The following is a 14,957-nucleotide window of genomic DNA, read 5'->3' as shown; positions in this document are numbered from 1 at the left end:
TCGGCCGTGATGCGTCAAGGACTCCGCGTCCTTGGGGTGGCCATTCGCACGGAGAAAGCGGTATTCACGCTGGCCGTCCTGTCCAGCGCCGTCTACGGCGGCATGACCGTCGCCTCGGCGTGGGCGCTGGGCTGGGCGACGCAGAACGTGGTGCTGCCCTCGTTCGCCGAGGACCGGGTCGCCGACGGCGCCCTGTGGACCGGCACGCTGCTCATCATCGGCACGGCGCTGCTCAAGGCCATCGGCGTGGCGGGGCGGCGCATCCTCGCGGGTCTGCTGCAGTACCGCATGCAGGCCAGGTCACGGCGTGACGTGACCAAGCAGTATCTGCGGCTGCCGCTGTCGTGGCACCACCGCCACCCCACCGGTCAGCTGCTCTCGAACGCCAGCGCCGACGCCGAGGCCGCCTGGGCGCCGCTCGCCCCGCTGCCCATGGCCGTCGGCGTGGTCGTCATGCTGATCACCGCGGCCGTCGCCATGATCCTGACCGACACCGTGCTCGCCGTGGTCGGCTTCCTGATCTTCCCGGCCATCGCCGTGCTCAACCTCGTCTACCAGCGCAAGCTGAGCCCGCTCGCCACCCGCGCCCAGCAGCTGCGCGCCGAGGTCAGCGAGATCGCCCACGAGTCCTTCGACGGCGCCCTCGTCGTCAAGACGCTCGGCCGCGAGGACCTGGAGACCCAGCGGTTCCTGCGGCGCGCCCACGAGCTGCGCGACGCCAACATCGCCGTCGGCCGGGTGCGCGGGCTGTTCGACCCGATGCTGGAGGCGCTGCCCACGCTCGGCGTGCTCGCGGTGCTCGCCGTGGGCGCGCTGCGGTTGTCGACGTCCTCCATCGACGCCGGCGACCTGGTGCAGGTGGCGTACCTGTTCACGCTGCTGTCGTTCCCGATCCGGGCGCTCGGCTGGGTGCTGGCCGAGCTGCCGCGCAGCGTCGTCGGCTGGCAGCGGGTGCAGGCCGTGCTGGACGCCACCGGCTCCATGGAGTACGGCCCGCAGGACCTCGCCTCGCCCACCCCGGCGGCGCTGGAGGTCCGCGGCGTCTCCTATGCCTACGGCCAGGCGGAGGTGCTGCACGACGTCACCTTCGACGTGCCCGCCGGGCGTACCGTCGCCCTCGTCGGACCCACGGGCTCGGGCAAGTCGACCCTGGTGCAGCTGCTCGTCCGCCTCGTCGACCCCACGTCGGGGCAGGTGCTGCTCGACGGCCTCGACCTGCGCGAGGTCGCCTACGGCGGCATCGCCGACTCGGTCGCCCTGGTGCCGCAGCAGACGTTCCTGTTCGACGACACCGTACGCGGCAACGTCACCCTCGGCGGCGACGTCCCCGACGAGGACGTGTGGGCCGCGCTGCGCCTGGCCCAGGCCGACGGCTTCGTCGGCCGGCTGCCCGCCGGCCTCGACACGCGGGTCGGCGAGCGCGGCGCCTCCCTGTCCGGCGGCCAGCGCCAGCGCGTGGCCCTGGCCCGCGCGGTCGTCCGCCGCCCGCGCCTGCTCATCCTGGACGACGCCACCTCCAGCGTCGACCCCCAGGTCGAGGCCAAGATCCTGTACGGCCTGCGCGACGCCGCCGAGGCGTCCACCGTCGTGGTCGTCGCCTACCGGATGGCCACGATCGCGCTCGCCGACGAGGTCGTCTACCTCGACCACGGCCGCGTCGTGGACCGCGGGCGGCACGAGGAGCTCGTCAAGCGCTGCACCGGCTACCGGAACCTGGTCACCGCCTACGAGCGTGAGGAGGCCGAGCGCGCCGCCATCGAAGCAGAACCGGTCACCGGACCGGCCCGCCTGGAGGACGAGGAAGATCAGGAAGAGGTCAGCGCATGACGGCGCAGAGCATCCAGCGCAACGCCGAGCGTTCGGCGCTGGGCACCATCAGGCATGGCCTGTCGCTCACCCCCGAGTTCCGCAAGGGGCTGGCGGGCACGCTGATCCTGGCCGTCGTCGCGACCGTCGGCAAGATCATCGTGCCGATCGCGGTGCAGCAGACGATCGACACCGGGCTCAAGACCGGCCGGCCCGACCTGGAGTACATCACCACGGCCGTGCTGATCTGCGCCGCCGCCGTGGTGGTCACCGCCCTGGCCGGCTACCTCATGAACGTGCGCCTGTACAAGGCCACCGAATCGTCGTTGGCCACCCTGCGCGTACGCGGCTTCCGGCACGTCCACGACCTGTCGGTGCTCACGCAGAACAGTGAGCGCCGCGGCGCCCTGGTCTCCCGCGTCACCAACGACATCGACCAGATCAGCACCTTCATGCAGTGGGGCGGGCTGATGATCATCGTGTCGCTCGGCCAGCTGTTCGTGGCGACCGTGCTGATGTTCGTCTACTCCTGGCAGCTCACCCTGCTGGTCTGGGCCTGCTTCATCCCGCTGATGATCGCGCTGCCGCGCTTCCAGCGGCTGCTGTCGCGGGCGTACACGCTGGTGCGGGAGCGCACCGGCGACATGCTGGCCGCGGTCAGCGAGTCCGTCGTCGGCGCCGCCGTCATCAGGGCCTACGCCTCCGAGCGCCGTACGGGCGAGCGCATCGACAAGTCGGTGAACGCCAACCGCAGCGCCCAGATCAGGGCGCAGACCATCGTCGGCTTCGTCTTCCCGCTCACCGAGATCGTGGCCGCGCTCGCCATCGCCGGCATCGTGCTGCTCGGCGTACGGCTGGGCCTGTCGGGCGACATCTCGCAGGGGCAGCTGATCGCGTTCCTGTTCCTGGTGACGTTGTTCGTCTCGCCGCTGCAGACCGCCACCGAGGTGCTGAACGAGGCGCAGAACGCCGTCGCCGGCTGGCGCCGCATCCTCGGCGTCCTCGACACCCCGCCCGACGTGGCCGACCCGGGCGAGCGCGGCGTGGAGCTGCCCCGCGGCCCCATCTCGGTCGCGTTCGAGGACGTGCACTTCGCCTACCCCGGCGGCGAGCCGGTGCTGCGGGAGATCACGCTGGAGATCCCGCCGCGCACGCGGGTCGCCGTGGTGGGGGAGACGGGGTCGGGCAAGACCACGTTCGCCAAGCTCCTGACGCGGCTGATGGACCCGGTCGGCGGGCGCGTCACCGTGGACGGCCACGACCTGCGCGAGGTGCGCTTCTCCTGCCTGCGCGAGCGCATCGTCATGGTGCCGCAGGACGGCTTCCTGTTCGACGGCACGCTCGCCGACAACATCCGCTACGGCAAGCCGTCCGCCACCGACGCGGAGATCGAGCTGGCGATGACCGAGCTGGGCCTGGCCGACTGGGTGGAGGGGCTGCCCGCCGGGCTGGACACGGCGGTCGGGCAGCGCGGCGAGTCGTTGTCGGCGGGGGAGCGCCAGCTCGTCGCCCTGGCCCGCGCCTACCTCGCCGACCCCGACCTGCTGCTGCTGGACGAGGCCACCTCCGCGGTCGACCCGGCCACCGAGGTACGCCTCGCGCGCGCCCTGGAAGGCGTCACCCGGGGCCGCACCGCCGTCTCGATCGCGCACCGGCTGTCGACCGCGGAGAAAGCCGACGAGGTGCTGGTGTTCGACGCCGGCCGGCTCGTGCAGCGCGGCGCGCACGCGGACCTGGTCAAGGAGCCGGGCGTGTACGCCGACCTGCACTCCTCGTGGGTCTCTGCGGCCCACTCCTGACCGTCACCGGTCCGGGGCCGGGCCGTCGCACACCGTCGCGAACGTCACGGTCGTGCCGCCCGGCCCCGACACGATCGTGATGTGGTCGCACAACATGCTGGTCAGCCAGAGCCCCCGCCCGCGATGCTCGAACCCCGTGGGCGGGCGCATGTCGCCCACCCACCCGGCCGGCAGCCCCGGCCCCTCGTCGGTGACCTCGCACCACAGCCGCCCGCCGTACGCCCACAGCCGCAGCCGCCCGTGACCGCCGCCGTGCACGACCGCGTTGGTGGTGATCTCGTTGACCGCCAGCACGAAGTCCTCCAGCCGGCGGCCGGTCAGCCCCTCGCACCTGGCGTGCTCCGTCACCGCCCGGCGCAGGGAGGTGATGCGCCCCCGCGCGAAGCCGGCGCAGAGCACCTGCCTACACATCGTCCACCCGGCGCACCGCCAGGAACTCGTCGGCCCTGATCAGCCGCAGCACCCGGGCGACGGGGCCGCGGCAGACGACCACGGTGGCGCCGCGCGGCCTGGCCATCGCCGTGAGGGTCAGCAGCCGCGCGGAGCCGGCGTCGATGAAGTCGAGCTCGGAGGCGTCGATGACCACCTCGCCCGGCTCCTTCTCCAGCCGCTCCAGCAGCGAGGCGAACGCCGGCCGGTTGGTCAGGTCGATGTCGCCCCAGACCCGCAGTCCGCGCGGCGATCCGGTGTCGGCGAAGCGCAGCAGCGCCTGATCGGGCGCGATCGGATGCACCGACGCGGCCCGTTCGAGGTCGTCGCGGGGGAACAGGCGGCGGTCGTACTGGCACACCGCCGCCAGCCACCGCTCGCCGAACAGCCTGTTGGCCGCCGCCTCGAACGCCGCGTGCCCCGGCCCGTCGCCCACCCCCCACGAGGCGTCGACCAGCGCGTACACGCCCCGCCTGCCGCGCCTGCGGGCTCGGTCGCCGGCCTCGGCGAGTCCCGCGTACACCCGCGCGGGGTCGAAGGCGCCGTCGGTGAAGTGGGTCTCGGCGCTGGCCAGGATCTCGACCTGCCCCGCCGAGAAGGCCTCGGTGAATCCCGGCACGAGCGGCGCCAGCCAGTCGCGCGTCCGCTCCGGGCTGTCGGCGTGCGTGACGATCAGCACCAGGCTCCGGCGGCGCAGGCCGTTCACCGTGAAGGCTCGCGTGGCCGCCATGCGCTCCCGCTCGTCCTCGAACGGAAGGCAGACATGATCCCCTAAATCAGGATCAAGAACGGATTCAGCGACGTGCACCACAATGTCCCTCCCCTAGCACGCGTGGCCTCCGAAACTACTGCGCTCCGTACCATCACGTAGCGCATTCTCTGTAAAACCCACTGTGACGCGATACAGGCAGGTGTACCTTTTCGGCGGGGGTCGCCCACGGGAGGGGTCATGAGGAGCATGGGCGCGGATGCGCTGGAGATGACGCGACGCCGACACGGCGATCTCGTGGTGGTCAGCCTGGCGGGGGAAATCGATGTGGACAACGTCTCAGACGTGCGCAAATGCCTCGATGAGGCGGTCGAGACGCACGGCCCCCGGCTGGTGGTCGACCTGACGGGGCTGACCTTCATCGACACCACGGGGCTCGGCGTCCTGGTGCGGCTCCTCGCCACGCTGCGCGATCGCAACGGCTCGATGGCCCTGGTGGCGCCGGACGGCCAGGTGCTGCGCCGGCTGCGCCGGACGAACCTGGCGCCGCTGTTCCCGATCTACGACACCCTCTCCCAAGCCCTCGCCTGACCGGCGGCACGCCGTACGGCCGCGGCGGTGGCCGGGGCACGGGAACGGGCTGGTTGAATGGCGACATGTCCCTTGACCCCGAGATCGCCGCCCGGCTGAAGCGCAATCCCGACGGCCTGGTCCCCGCGATCGCCCAGCAGCACGACACGGGCGAGGTCCTCATGCTGGCCTGGATGAACGACGAGGCGCTGCACCGGACGCTCACCACCGGCCGGGCCACGTACTGGTCGCGCAGCCGCGGGGAGTTCTGGGTGAAGGGCGACACCTCCGGCCACGTCCAGCACGTCAAGTCCGTGGCGCTCGACTGCGACGGCGACACCATCCTGGTGCAGGTCGACCAGGTCGGCGCCGCGTGTCACACCGGCGACCGCACGTGCTTCGACGCCGGGCGCCTCGAGATGCTCGGCTAGGCGGGCCCATGGAGACGGCGAGACCACAGGACGGGCGGAGAGAGCTGTGGGGCTGGGTGGTGGCGACCACCCTCGGATGCCTGCTCGTGCTGGTCGCCGCGGGCCAGACCTGGGTGCGGGTCCTCTCCGGCGGTGACGGGAACGCACAGGCGCCCACCGGCGGCGCGCTCGGCCCCGCGCTGACGCCCGTGGCGCTGGCCGGGCTGGCGGGGGTGGTGGCCGTGCTCGCCACCAAGGGCGCCGGCCGCCGGATCGTCGGCGCGCTGCTGGCCCTGTGCGGCGCGGGCGCCGCGGCGGCCACTTGGAGGGCGCTCGAGGCCGCCGACATCACCGGCTGGCTCAGCGAGCAGAACGTCGTGCACGCCGCCACGGGCCTGCGGTGGGAGATCGCGCCGCTGTGGCCGGCCGTCGCCGGCGCCGGCGCGCTGCTGCTGTTCGCCGGGGGCGTGTTCGCGATCGTGCGCGGCACCAGGTGGGCGGGCATGTCGGCACGCTACGAGCGGCCCGCCGGCGAGGCCGCCTCCCGGCAGAACGCGCAGGTCAGCGACGACCGGGCGCTGTGGGACGCGCTCGACCGGGGCGACGACCCCACCGATTCGCGCTGACGCCCCGTGTGACGAATTCTCCACGGTTCTGATTCCCTGTCGGCTTGGCAAACCTTTTCTCAATAAGCTGCCGTTGCAACTCGCCACGAACAGTTGAGGAGCCAGCTCATGAGCTACGGGGACCAGGGCGGTAACGGCGGCTACGGCGCCCAGCCACCCGGCGGAGGATACGGCCAGGAGCCGCCCGCCGGCGGCGGGTACGGCCAGCAGCCGGGGAGCGGCGGCGGCTACGGCCAGCAACCGCCCGGCGGTGGCGGGTACGGCCAGCCGCCCGCGGGCGGCTACGGCGAGCAGCCCGGCAGCGGCGGCGGCTACGGCCAGCAGCCCGGCAGCGGCGGCGGCTACGGCCAGCAGCCGGGAAGCGGCGGCTACGGCCAGCAGCCCGGTCACGGCGGGGGATACGGCGAGCAGCCGCCCAGCTATCCGCAGGACCTCGGTTACGGCCAGATGCCTCCGAGCGGCGGCTACGGCGCCCAGCCCGGCTACGGCTACGACCAGTACGGCCAGCAGGGCCAGCAGGGCTACGCCGCCTACGGAGCGCCGCAGGCCAGGTCCACCAACGGCATGGCGGTGGCCTCGCTCGTGCTGGGCATCGTCGGGCTGATCTCCTGCGGCCTCACCAGCATCCCCGGCGTCATCCTCGGCCACATCGCGCTGAGCAGGATCAAGCGCACGGGCGAGGAGGGCCAGGGCATGGCCGTGGGCGGCCTGGTCACCTCGTACATCACCGTCGTGATCTGGCTGCTGACGTGGGTGATCTTCGGTGGGTTCATCCTGGCCATGCTCGGCCTGGCCTCCAGCGCGAGCGCGTACGACAGCTCGTACAGCTGACGCTCGATACTGGAACCATGACATCTGCGACGACCGGACGGCGCGGCGCGGCCCGGCTACGGCCGCTCCTCGCCCCGCTGGCGGTGGCGGCCGGGACGGGCGCGCTGTTCGCGTTCGTCGGCGTGATCGACCCGAACGAGCCGGGCCACTACCCGACCTGCCCGTTCCTGGCGCTCACGGGCCTGTACTGCCCGGGCTGCGGCACGCTGCGCACCATCCACGCGCTCGCCCATCTCGACCCGGTCGCCGCGCTCGGGCTCAACCCGCTGACCGTGGTGATGATCCCCTTCCTGGTGTTCTGGTGGGGCAGGTGGGCCGCGCACGCCTGGAAGGGCCGGCCCGTCCCGCTGCCCCACCCCGCGTGGCTGTGGGCGTTCATCGGGGTGGTCATGGTCTACTGGGTGGTCCGTAATCTCCCCTTCGGGGCGTTCCTCGCGCCTTAAGTACTGCTGGGCCGACGGCCGGCAGGGGGACCGGAGGTGGGGAGACCCCATGGAGGCCGATAGCATGCAGGGCATAGGCAGAGAGCGGACGCGACGCGAACTCTCCGCCGCCCCCAAATGTCGACCGGAGGGACCTCAAGCGCGTGAGTGAGCGGACGGAAGGGCCGAGTGTCCTCGACGACATCCTCGACGGGGTGCGCGCCGACCTTGCCGCACGTCAGCAGGCTGTCTCGATGGACGAGCTCAAGCAGCGAGCCGAGCGGGCACAACCGCCCAGGGACGCCATGGCCGCGCTCGGAGGCGACCGGGTCTCGGTGGTCGCCGAGGTCAAGCGCTCCAGCCCGTCGAAGGGCGCGCTCGCCGCGATCGCCGACCCGGCGGCGCTGGCGGCCGACTACGAAGCGGGCGGCGCCCACGTCATCAGCGTGCTGACCGAGCGGCGCAAGTTCGGCGGCAGCCTCGACGACCTCGCGGCGGTCCGTGCCAGGGTCGACATCCCGATCCTGCGTAAAGACTTCATCCTGACCTCCTACCAGCTCTGGGAGGCCCGCGCCTACGGTGCCGACCTGGTCCTGCTCATGGTCGTGTGCCTGGAGCAGGAGGCGCTCGTGTCACTGATCGAGCGGGCCGAGTCGATCGGGCTCACGCCGCTGGTCGAGGTGCACACCGAGGAGGAGCTCGACAGGGCGCTGGCGGCGGGCGCGCGGGTCATCGGAATCAACGCGCGCAACCTGAAGACACTCGAGGTCGATCGCGAGGTCTTCACGAAACTGGCGCCGAAGATCCCGGATAATGTCATCAAAATCGCCGAGTCGGGCGTGCGCGGCCCGCACGATCTGCTCGCCTACGCCCGCAACGGCGCCGACGCCGTCCTGGTGGGGGAGAGCCTGGTCACCGGCAAGGACCCGCGCAAGGCAGTGGAGGCGCTGGTGACCGCCGGTGCTCACCCGTCGACGCGCCCCGACCACTCAGCAGAGGGATAGCAGTGGCAAACGAAGGCTCCATCCTGACCGCCGCCGACCTGGTGGGCAACGGCCCGCACGGTGACGACCCCGACATGCACGGCAAGTTCGGCCTCTTCGGCGGCCGGTTCGTGCCCGAGGCGCTGATCCCCGCGCTCGACGAGGTCGCCGCGGTCTACGAGAAGGCCAAGAACGACGCGGAGTTCCTGCGCGAGTTCGACCACCTGCTGCGCACGTACGCCGGCCGGCCGACCACGCTGACCGACGTGCCGCGCTTCGCCGAGCAGGCCGGCGGCGCCCGCCTCGTGCTCAAGCGCGAAGACCTCACCCACACCGGCGCTCACAAGATCAACAACGTGCTGGGCCAGGCGCTGATCACCAAGCGGCTGGGCAAGAAGCGGGTGATCGCCGAGACCGGCGCGGGCCAGCACGGCGTGGCCACCGCCACCGCCGCGGCCCTGCTCGGCCTGGAGTGCGTCATCTACATGGGCGCGGTCGACTGCGAGCGCCAGGCGCTCAACGTGGCCAGGATGAAGCTGCTCGGCGCCACCGTGGTCCCGGTGACCAACGGCTCCCAGACCCTGAAGGACGCCATCAACGAGGCGTTCCGCGACTGGGTGACCAACGTCGACACCACCCACTACCTGTTCGGCACGGTCGCCGGGCCCCACCCGTTCCCCGAGATGGTCCGCGACTTCGCGCGCATCATCGGCGTCGAGGCCCGCCGCCAGATGCTGGAGCTGACCGGCAGGCTGCCCGACGCGGTGTGCGCGGCGGTCGGCGGCGGCAGCAACGCGATCGGCGCCTTCCACGCCTTCATCGGCGACGAGGGCGTGCAGCTGCACGGCTACGAGGCCGCCGGGCGCGGTCTCCACAGCGGCGAGCACGCGCTCACCCTCACCGCGGGGTCGGTCGGCGTGCTGCACGGTGCGCGCACCTACGTGCTGCAGGACGACGAGGGCCAGACCATCGAGTCCCACTCGATCTCGGCCGGGCTCGACTACCCGGGCGTCGGCCCCGAGCACGCCTGGCTGAAGGACTCCGGCCGGGCCACCTACCACGGCATCACCGACGACGAGGCGATGGCGGCGTTCTCGCTGCTGGCCCGCACCGAAGGCATCATCCCGGCCATCGAGTCCTCCCACGCGCTGGCGGGCGCGCTCAAGCTGGGCCGCGAGCTCGGCCCCGAGGCGACGATCCTGGTCAACCTGTCCGGGCGCGGCGACAAGGACATGGGCACGGCGATGAAATACTTCAACCTCTGACCCGCTGGGGAGCGCCGTCGCCGTAAGGAGCGAAGCTACCGCGGCGACGACTGGAGGCGACGGCTTTTGAGCGACCGAGCCCGCCGCACGGAGTGCGGCCAATAAGTGCGAAACGGACAGACATGACGACTCTTCAGACGGTTTTCGCCAAGGCGAAGGCGGACAACCGCGCCGCGCTCGTCGGCTACCTGCCGGCGGGCTTCCCGTCCAAGGACGGCGCCATCGCCGCCGCCGCGGCCCTGGTGGAGGCCGGCTGCGACGTCATCGAGATCGGCCTGCCCTACTCCGACCCGCTCCTGGACGGGCCGACGATCCAGGACGCCGTGCACCGCGCGCTGTCCAACGGCACCCGCATCGCCGACGTGATGCGCACGGTCGAGGGCGTCGCCGCCACCGGCGCCGCCACGCTGGTCATGACGTACTGGAACCCGATCGACCGGTACGGCGCCGAGCGGTTCGCGCGCGACCTGGCCAACGCGGGCGGGGTGGGCACCATCACGCCCGACCTGACGCCCGAGGAGTCCGAGCCCTGGCGCGCGGCCTCCGCGGCGGCCGGCATCGACACGGTGTTCCTGGTCGCGCCCAGCTCGACCGAGCAGCGCATCAAGGCGGTCGTCGACTGCTGCACCGGCTTCGTCTACGCCGCCTCGCTCATGGGCGTCACGGGCGCCAGGGAGACGGTCAACACCGCCGCCGAGGGCCTGGTCGCCCGCACCCGCGAGCACACCGACCTGCCGGTGTGCGTGGGCCTGGGGGTCGGCACGGGCGCGCAGGCGGCCGAGGTCGCCGCCTACGCCGACGGGGTGATCGTGGGCTCGGCGTTCATCCGCCGCCTGCTCGACGCGCCCGACGAGGCCGCGGGCCGCGAGTCCGCCGCCGCCCTGGCCCGCGACATGGCCAAGGGCGTACGCCGCTGACGCGACGCGACTGAGCGCGGTCCCGCTTGGGGGCCGCGCTTGACGTTGTGCGTCAGGTTGGATGACGAAATTTCCGGACAAACGATGGCGTGTTGTCTGGGGCGGGGTGATGATCGGGGCTGCCGAGCAAGGTCCATGAGGGCCCCGCTCCTCGCGTGGCGCGGGCGAAGAGCGCGGCCAGCTCGTCGGCGTACTCGTCGAGGTCGGCGTCGGGGTCCGCCTCCAGCGGGAACGGCAGCCCGTCCAGCGCCCGCTGGAGCGCCGTCGCCATCACCCGGCGGTTGAACGTCCCGAACTCGCCGCTCTCCTGACCCCGGGCGGGCAACCGTCCGAGATGGGGCAGCGCGGACGGGCTCGTGGCAGCCTCGCTCAGCGCCGCGCCGCCCTCCGGCCGCCAATTGACGGAGATCTCCGTGGCCGCGCGCATCTCGGCGCGACGGTCCCGCACGTACTCCACCAGTGAGCGGATGTACGCGTCCAGCGCGTCGGGCGGCCGTCGCCCTGGCGCTGACCCGCCGTCCCATGAACTCCGCCAGGTCGCCGTGGATCGTGGCGATGGTCGTGCCCACGATCTGCGCCCGCCGGGCGAAGCTCGTAACGGATGCGTCCTTCTTTGCTTGTATGAGCAACTTTTACCTTGAGCGGGTGAAAACGACAATCTCCCCGATGGCAAGGTGAAAGCTGGCTTAGCTGATGCTTATCTGCGGCGTGATCGGATGGATTCCCGGGTACTGTGCGCATCCCGGCGCAGAGGCAGAGGAGAGACAATTCGTGACCGCGTCATCGTTCCCATTGTCACCCAAAGCGACAATGACGATACTCTGGGTGACGACCGTCGCGCGGTTCGTCGTGGGCGGGGTGCTGATCGCGGCAGGCGGGCTCAAGATCGGCAACCCGGCCGACTCTGTCGTGGCGGTCAAGGCTTACCAGTTGCTGCCCGAGTCGGTCGCCGTCCCGGTGGGCTACGCCCTGCCGATCCTGGAGATCGTGGTCGGCCTGCTGCTGGTCGTCGGTCTGCTGACCAGGGTGGCCGGTGTCATCGCCGGGCTGCTCATGTTCGCGTTCGTCTTCGGCATCGCCTGGGCGTGGGCGAACGGCCTGCGGATCGACTGCGGCTGCTTCGGCGGTGGCGGCCAGCTCGGGGCCGGACAGGAGCCTACCTACCTGCTCGACATCGTGCGCGACTTCGGTCTGGTGCTGCTCGCCGCCTGGGCGGTGCGATTCCCGCCGGGCCGTTTCGCGCTCGACGGAGCCCTCGGCATCGAGGGCGGCAGGAGTGATGACGAGGAGGACGAACGATGACCACCAAGGGCGGACGGACGAACACCATGCCGAAGTCGGCGCGCGACAAGATCAAGGAACAGCAGGCCGCCGCCCGCGCCCGCGAACGGCGCAAGCGGCTGGCGACGTACGTGACCACCGGTGTGGTGGCGGTCGCCGCGGTGGGTGCCGGCTGGTGGTACGCCGCCATGAACTCCCGCTCGGAGGAGGCCGCCTCCCAGCTCGCGCCGGTCTCCATCCAGCCCGACGGCAGCGTCGTGATGGCCAAGGCCGGCGTCACCGCGCCCGTGGTCGACATCTACGAGGACTTCCAGTGCCCCGCCTGCAAGGAGCTGGAGCGGGTCAGCGGCGCGACGTTCAAGAACCTCGCTCTCGAGGGCAAGGTCAAGGTCGTCTACCACCCGATCACGATCTTCTCGCAGGAGCCGACCCGGTCCAACTCCATGCGCGCGGCCAACGCCGCCCGGTGCGTCGCCGACGGCAAGCAGTGGATGGCCTTCCACGACCTCCTCTTCCGCAACCAGCCTTCGGAGACCGAGCCCGGGTTCACGCCCGACCAGCTCAAGCAGTGGGGCAAGGAGGCCGGCGTGACCTCGCCCGGCTTCGACGCCTGCGTCACCCAGGAGAAGAACCGCGAGGCACAGGCCGCGTACAGCAAGAAGATCCTCGACGAGCAGAAGATCCAGCACACGCCGACAGTGAAACTGAACGGCACGGAAATAGACAATGGGGTGCTCTTCAGCCCGCGGCAGCTGCGCGATGAGATTACCGGGGCGGCCAAGTAGGCTCGCTTCCGCTACCCTCACGTGACATGCCCCTTGCCTCGATTCCCAGCCCTTCCCAGGGGGTCTGGTATCTCGGAATCATCCCGATCCGGGCTTATGCACTCTGCATCGTGCTCGGCGTCGTCGTCGCCGTCTGGCTGAGCGAGCGGCGCTGGCGCGCCCGCGGCGGCCGGCCGGGGACGATCATCGACATCGCGGTCCCCGCGGTCATCTTCGGCCTGATCGGCGGCCGGCTCTACCACGTCATCACCGACTGGCAGACCTACTTCGGCAGCCGCGCGATCAAGGAGCCGATCCAGGCGCTGTTCATCTGGGAAGGCGGTCTCGGCATCTGGGGCGCGATCGCGCTCGGCGCCGTCGGCGTGTGGCTGGCCGCGCGCAAGCGCGGCCTGTCCATGAGCGCGATCGCCGACACCGTCGCGCCCGGCATCGCCTTCGCGCAGGCCATCGGCCGCTGGGGCAACTGGTTCAACCAGGAGCTGTACGGCTCGCCCACGACGCTGCCGTGGGGCCTGGAGATCGATGTCGACCACGGGGGCGAGCCCGGCGTCCTCTACCACCCCACGTTCCTGTACGAGTCGCTGTGGAACCTCGCGCTCGGCTTCGCGCTGATCTTCGTGGGGCGCCGCCTCGCGCTGCGCCACGGGCGGCTGTTCGCCCTCTACGTCGCCGGCTACACGCTCGGCCGCTTCTGGATCGAGGGGCTGCGCATCGACCCCGTGGGCGGGGTCGACCACGCGGTCCACTTCCTCGGGCTGCGGCTCAACCAGTGGACGGCGATCGTGCTCTTCGTCGGCGCGCTCGTGTACTTCTGGGCGACCAGGAACAAGACGGGCGACGAGGTCGTGTTGGGGCCGTCCGACCTGTCTGACATGCCGGGCGCGGAGGTCGATCCGGAGCACGCGTCCGGCCAGGCCGACCCCGGCACGGGCGAGTCCTCGGCCGCCCCGCCCGGCGGTTCCGATGATCGTCCTTCCGGACCTGATCCGTCCGAGGGCGGCTCGCCGGAGGGCGGCGAGCCGCGGGCCGAGGGCTCCGGCGACGACGCAGCAGGGGCGGGTGACGCGCCCGACGCCACCGAACCCGCGACGAAGGAGAAGAGCTCCTGATGAGCGGCCGCGCGGAGGCCCACCACCACCACCGCGACGTCACAGGGGGCTGGTTGCGGCCCTCGGTGTTCGGCGCGATGGACGGCCTGGTGTCGAACTTCGCGCTCATCGCAGGCGTCGCGGGCGGCACCGGCAACACCAAGATCATCGCCCTCGGTGGCGTCGCCGGCCTGGCCGCCGGGGCGCTGTCCATGGCGGGCGGCGAATACGTCTCGGTCGCCAGCCAGCGCGAGCTGGCCCAGGCGGAGATCGCCGTCGAACGCCGCGAGCTGGCCCGCCACCCCGAAGACGAGCTGGCCGAGCTCGCCCAGACGTTCGTCGACAAGGGCGTGACGCCCGATCTGGCCGTCGAGGTGGCGCGGCAGATCTCACGCGACCCCGAGCACGCGCTGGAGGTCCACTCCCGGGCCGAGCTCGGTGTGGCTCCGGGCGACCTGCCGTCGCCCGTGGTGGCGGCGGTCTCGTCGTTCCTGTCGTTCGCGGTGGGGGCGCTGCTGCCCCTGCTGCCGTACGTGTTCGGGGCTGAGCACCTCGGGTGGTCGGCGGGGGTGTCGTGCGTGGCGCTGTTCGCGGCGGGCGCGCTGGTCTCGGCCGTGACGGCACGCAGCTGGTGGTACACCGGGCTGCGTCAGCTCCTGGTGGGGGCGGTGGCGGCCGGCGTCACGTTCGGCGTCGGCAACCTGATCGGGACGACGGGGCTGTGATGGCCCGCAGAAGAGGCACGCCGTCTCCCGGCGGCCGACCGAACGACGACCGCTCGACAGGCTCGGCCGACGACACGGGGCGCAACGCCCGCTCCGCGGGACCCGCGGACGGCGTGCGCCGTAGCGGCGGCCGTTCGGCGAGCGCCGCGGACGGCATGGGCCGCGGTAACGGCCACGTTCCGGGCAACGGCGCCTGGCCTCATCCGGGTGACTCGACCGCAGCCTGGCAGGCGGGCGCCGACGCCCCGCACCACATGCCGTCCGACGGCAGATGGGCGGGTGACGCCGCGCATCACCCGCCGTCCGACGGC

17 protein-coding genes are annotated in these 14,957 nt (G+C 71.8%); 14 read left to right on the top strand and 3 right to left on the bottom strand.

The genetic code is table 11. From position 1 onward, the window contains the following. Nucleotides 1-9: 9 nt before the first annotated feature. The gene (locus ACIBP6_RS17275; RefSeq protein WP_397053416.1) at nucleotides 10-1,827 is read left to right on the top strand and encodes an ABC transporter ATP-binding protein; all 1,818 of its coding nucleotides are present in this window, start codon (nucleotides 10-12) and stop codon (nucleotides 1,825-1,827) included. Beyond that, entirely contained in the window at nucleotides 1,824-3,605 is a 1,782-nt protein-coding gene (locus ACIBP6_RS17270; protein ID WP_397053146.1) for an ABC transporter ATP-binding protein, read from the top strand. Before ACIBP6_RS17275 ends, ACIBP6_RS17270 begins: the two co-directional genes overlap by 4 nt. A gap of 3 nt (nucleotides 3,606-3,608) precedes the next feature. On the opposite strand, the gene ACIBP6_RS17265 is transcribed toward ACIBP6_RS17270, so the two are convergent. Continuing rightward, entirely contained in the window at nucleotides 3,609-4,016 is a 408-nt protein-coding gene (locus ACIBP6_RS17265; protein WP_397053144.1) for an ATP-binding protein, read from the bottom strand. Then, nucleotides 4,009-4,842: an MEDS domain-containing protein gene (locus tag ACIBP6_RS17260; protein WP_397053142.1), complete on the bottom strand. Its 834-nt coding sequence runs from the start codon at nucleotides 4,840-4,842 to the stop codon at nucleotides 4,009-4,011. Before ACIBP6_RS17260 ends, ACIBP6_RS17265 begins: the two co-directional genes overlap by 8 nt. 150 nt (nucleotides 4,843-4,992) lie before the next feature. Between ACIBP6_RS17260 and ACIBP6_RS17255 the strand changes: the two genes are divergently transcribed. The 8 genes from ACIBP6_RS17255 (at nucleotide 4,993) to trpA (ending at nucleotide 10,767) form a co-directional block, all read left to right on the top strand. Continuing rightward, nucleotides 4,993-5,334 carry an STAS domain-containing protein gene (locus tag ACIBP6_RS17255; protein ID WP_132623074.1) on the top strand — a complete coding sequence of 114 codons (342 nt, stop codon included), beginning with the start codon at nucleotides 4,993-4,995 and terminating at the stop codon, nucleotides 5,332-5,334. Between the two features lie 65 nt (nucleotides 5,335-5,399). Then, complete coding sequence (gene hisI, locus ACIBP6_RS17250) at nucleotides 5,400-5,744, top strand: phosphoribosyl-AMP cyclohydrolase (RefSeq protein ID WP_397053140.1); 345 nt, start codon at nucleotides 5,400-5,402, stop codon at nucleotides 5,742-5,744. An 8-nt stretch (nucleotides 5,745-5,752) separates the two neighbouring features. Further along, nucleotides 5,753-6,349, top strand: coding sequence for a Trp biosynthesis-associated membrane protein (locus ACIBP6_RS17245; protein ID WP_397053138.1), 597 nt, complete (start codon nucleotides 5,753-5,755; stop codon nucleotides 6,347-6,349). A 108-nt stretch (nucleotides 6,350-6,457) separates the two neighbouring features. After that, nucleotides 6,458-7,180, top strand: a complete 723-nt coding sequence (locus ACIBP6_RS17240) for a DUF4190 domain-containing protein (protein WP_397053136.1) — start codon at nucleotides 6,458-6,460, stop codon at nucleotides 7,178-7,180. A 17-nt stretch (nucleotides 7,181-7,197) separates the two neighbouring features. Then, a complete protein-coding gene (locus tag ACIBP6_RS17235) occupies nucleotides 7,198-7,623 on the top strand; it encodes a DUF2752 domain-containing protein (RefSeq protein ID WP_397053135.1) in 426 nt (141 codons plus the stop codon). A gap of 143 nt (nucleotides 7,624-7,766) precedes the next feature. Then, nucleotides 7,767-8,606 carry an indole-3-glycerol phosphate synthase TrpC gene (gene trpC / locus ACIBP6_RS17230; protein ID WP_132623068.1) on the top strand — a complete coding sequence of 280 codons (840 nt, stop codon included), beginning with the start codon at nucleotides 7,767-7,769 and terminating at the stop codon, nucleotides 8,604-8,606. 74 nt (nucleotides 8,607-8,680) lie between these two features. Beyond that, nucleotides 8,681-9,850 carry a tryptophan synthase subunit beta gene (gene trpB / locus ACIBP6_RS17225; RefSeq protein ID WP_397053414.1) on the top strand — a complete coding sequence of 390 codons (1,170 nt, stop codon included), beginning with the start codon at nucleotides 8,681-8,683 and terminating at the stop codon, nucleotides 9,848-9,850. Between the two features lie 122 nt (nucleotides 9,851-9,972). After that, nucleotides 9,973-10,767: a tryptophan synthase subunit alpha gene (gene trpA / locus ACIBP6_RS17220; RefSeq protein ID WP_397053132.1), complete on the top strand. Its 795-nt coding sequence runs from the start codon at nucleotides 9,973-9,975 to the stop codon at nucleotides 10,765-10,767. Nucleotides 10,768-10,819: 52 nt separating this feature from the next. Here trpA and ACIBP6_RS17215 read toward each other — a convergent pair whose 3' ends face one another. Next, complete coding sequence (locus ACIBP6_RS17215) at nucleotides 10,820-11,215, bottom strand: hypothetical protein (protein ID WP_397053131.1); 396 nt, start codon at nucleotides 11,213-11,215, stop codon at nucleotides 10,820-10,822. 377 nt (nucleotides 11,216-11,592) lie between these two features. Here ACIBP6_RS17215 and ACIBP6_RS17210 point away from each other — a divergent pair, with 377 nt between their 5' ends. The 4 genes from ACIBP6_RS17210 to ACIBP6_RS17195 are packed head-to-tail and all read left to right on the top strand — an operon-like array spanning nucleotide 11,593 to nucleotide 14,646. Then, entirely contained in the window at nucleotides 11,593-12,069 is a 477-nt protein-coding gene (locus tag ACIBP6_RS17210; RefSeq protein ID WP_132614195.1) for a MauE/DoxX family redox-associated membrane protein, read from the top strand. Then, the gene (locus tag ACIBP6_RS17205; protein WP_397053129.1) at nucleotides 12,066-12,833 is read left to right on the top strand and encodes a DsbA family protein; all 768 of its coding nucleotides are present in this window, start codon (nucleotides 12,066-12,068) and stop codon (nucleotides 12,831-12,833) included. Before ACIBP6_RS17210 ends, ACIBP6_RS17205 begins: the two co-directional genes overlap by 4 nt. Before the next feature lie 26 nt (nucleotides 12,834-12,859). Beyond that, complete coding sequence (lgt, locus tag ACIBP6_RS17200; RefSeq protein WP_397053127.1) at nucleotides 12,860-13,942, top strand: prolipoprotein diacylglyceryl transferase; 1,083 nt, start codon at nucleotides 12,860-12,862, stop codon at nucleotides 13,940-13,942. Further along, the gene (locus ACIBP6_RS17195; protein WP_397053123.1) at nucleotides 13,942-14,646 is read left to right on the top strand and encodes a VIT1/CCC1 transporter family protein; all 705 of its coding nucleotides are present in this window, start codon (nucleotides 13,942-13,944) and stop codon (nucleotides 14,644-14,646) included. The genes lgt and ACIBP6_RS17195 overlap by 1 nt, the downstream gene beginning before the upstream one ends. The last annotated feature ends 311 nt before the right edge of the window (nucleotides 14,647-14,957 follow it).

The organism is Nonomuraea terrae, assembly GCF_044465245.1.
GTDB lineage: Bacteria > Actinomycetota > Actinomycetes > Streptosporangiales > Streptosporangiaceae > Nonomuraea > Nonomuraea terrae.
The sequence above is the reverse complement of the archived record's forward strand: the minus strand, read 5'-3'. Positions and strand labels throughout refer to the sequence as shown.

Coding starts and splice junctions, on each gene's coding strand:
- ACIBP6_RS17275 (WP_397053416.1), top strand. CDS start 10: ATGCGTCAAGGACTCCGCGTCCTTGGGGTGGCCATTCGCACGGAGAAA.
- ACIBP6_RS17270 (WP_397053146.1), top strand. CDS start 1,824: ATGACGGCGCAGAGCATCCAGCGCAACGCCGAGCGTTCGGCGCTGGGC.
- ACIBP6_RS17265 (WP_397053144.1), bottom strand. CDS start 4,016: ATGTGTAGGCAGGTGCTCTGCGCCGGCTTCGCGCGGGGGCGCATCACC.
- ACIBP6_RS17255 (WP_132623074.1), top strand. CDS start 4,993: ATGGGCGCGGATGCGCTGGAGATGACGCGACGCCGACACGGCGATCTC.
- hisI (WP_397053140.1), top strand. CDS start 5,400: ATGTCCCTTGACCCCGAGATCGCCGCCCGGCTGAAGCGCAATCCCGAC.
- ACIBP6_RS17245 (WP_397053138.1), top strand. CDS start 5,753: ATGGAGACGGCGAGACCACAGGACGGGCGGAGAGAGCTGTGGGGCTGG.
- ACIBP6_RS17240 (WP_397053136.1), top strand. CDS start 6,458: ATGAGCTACGGGGACCAGGGCGGTAACGGCGGCTACGGCGCCCAGCCA.
- ACIBP6_RS17235 (WP_397053135.1), top strand. CDS start 7,198: ATGACATCTGCGACGACCGGACGGCGCGGCGCGGCCCGGCTACGGCCG.
- trpB (WP_397053414.1), top strand. CDS start 8,681: ATGCACGGCAAGTTCGGCCTCTTCGGCGGCCGGTTCGTGCCCGAGGCG.
- trpA (WP_397053132.1), top strand. CDS start 9,973: ATGACGACTCTTCAGACGGTTTTCGCCAAGGCGAAGGCGGACAACCGC.
- ACIBP6_RS17205 (WP_397053129.1), top strand. CDS start 12,066: ATGACCACCAAGGGCGGACGGACGAACACCATGCCGAAGTCGGCGCGC.
- lgt (WP_397053127.1), top strand. CDS start 12,860: ATGCCCCTTGCCTCGATTCCCAGCCCTTCCCAGGGGGTCTGGTATCTC.
- ACIBP6_RS17195 (WP_397053123.1), top strand. CDS start 13,942: ATGAGCGGCCGCGCGGAGGCCCACCACCACCACCGCGACGTCACAGGG.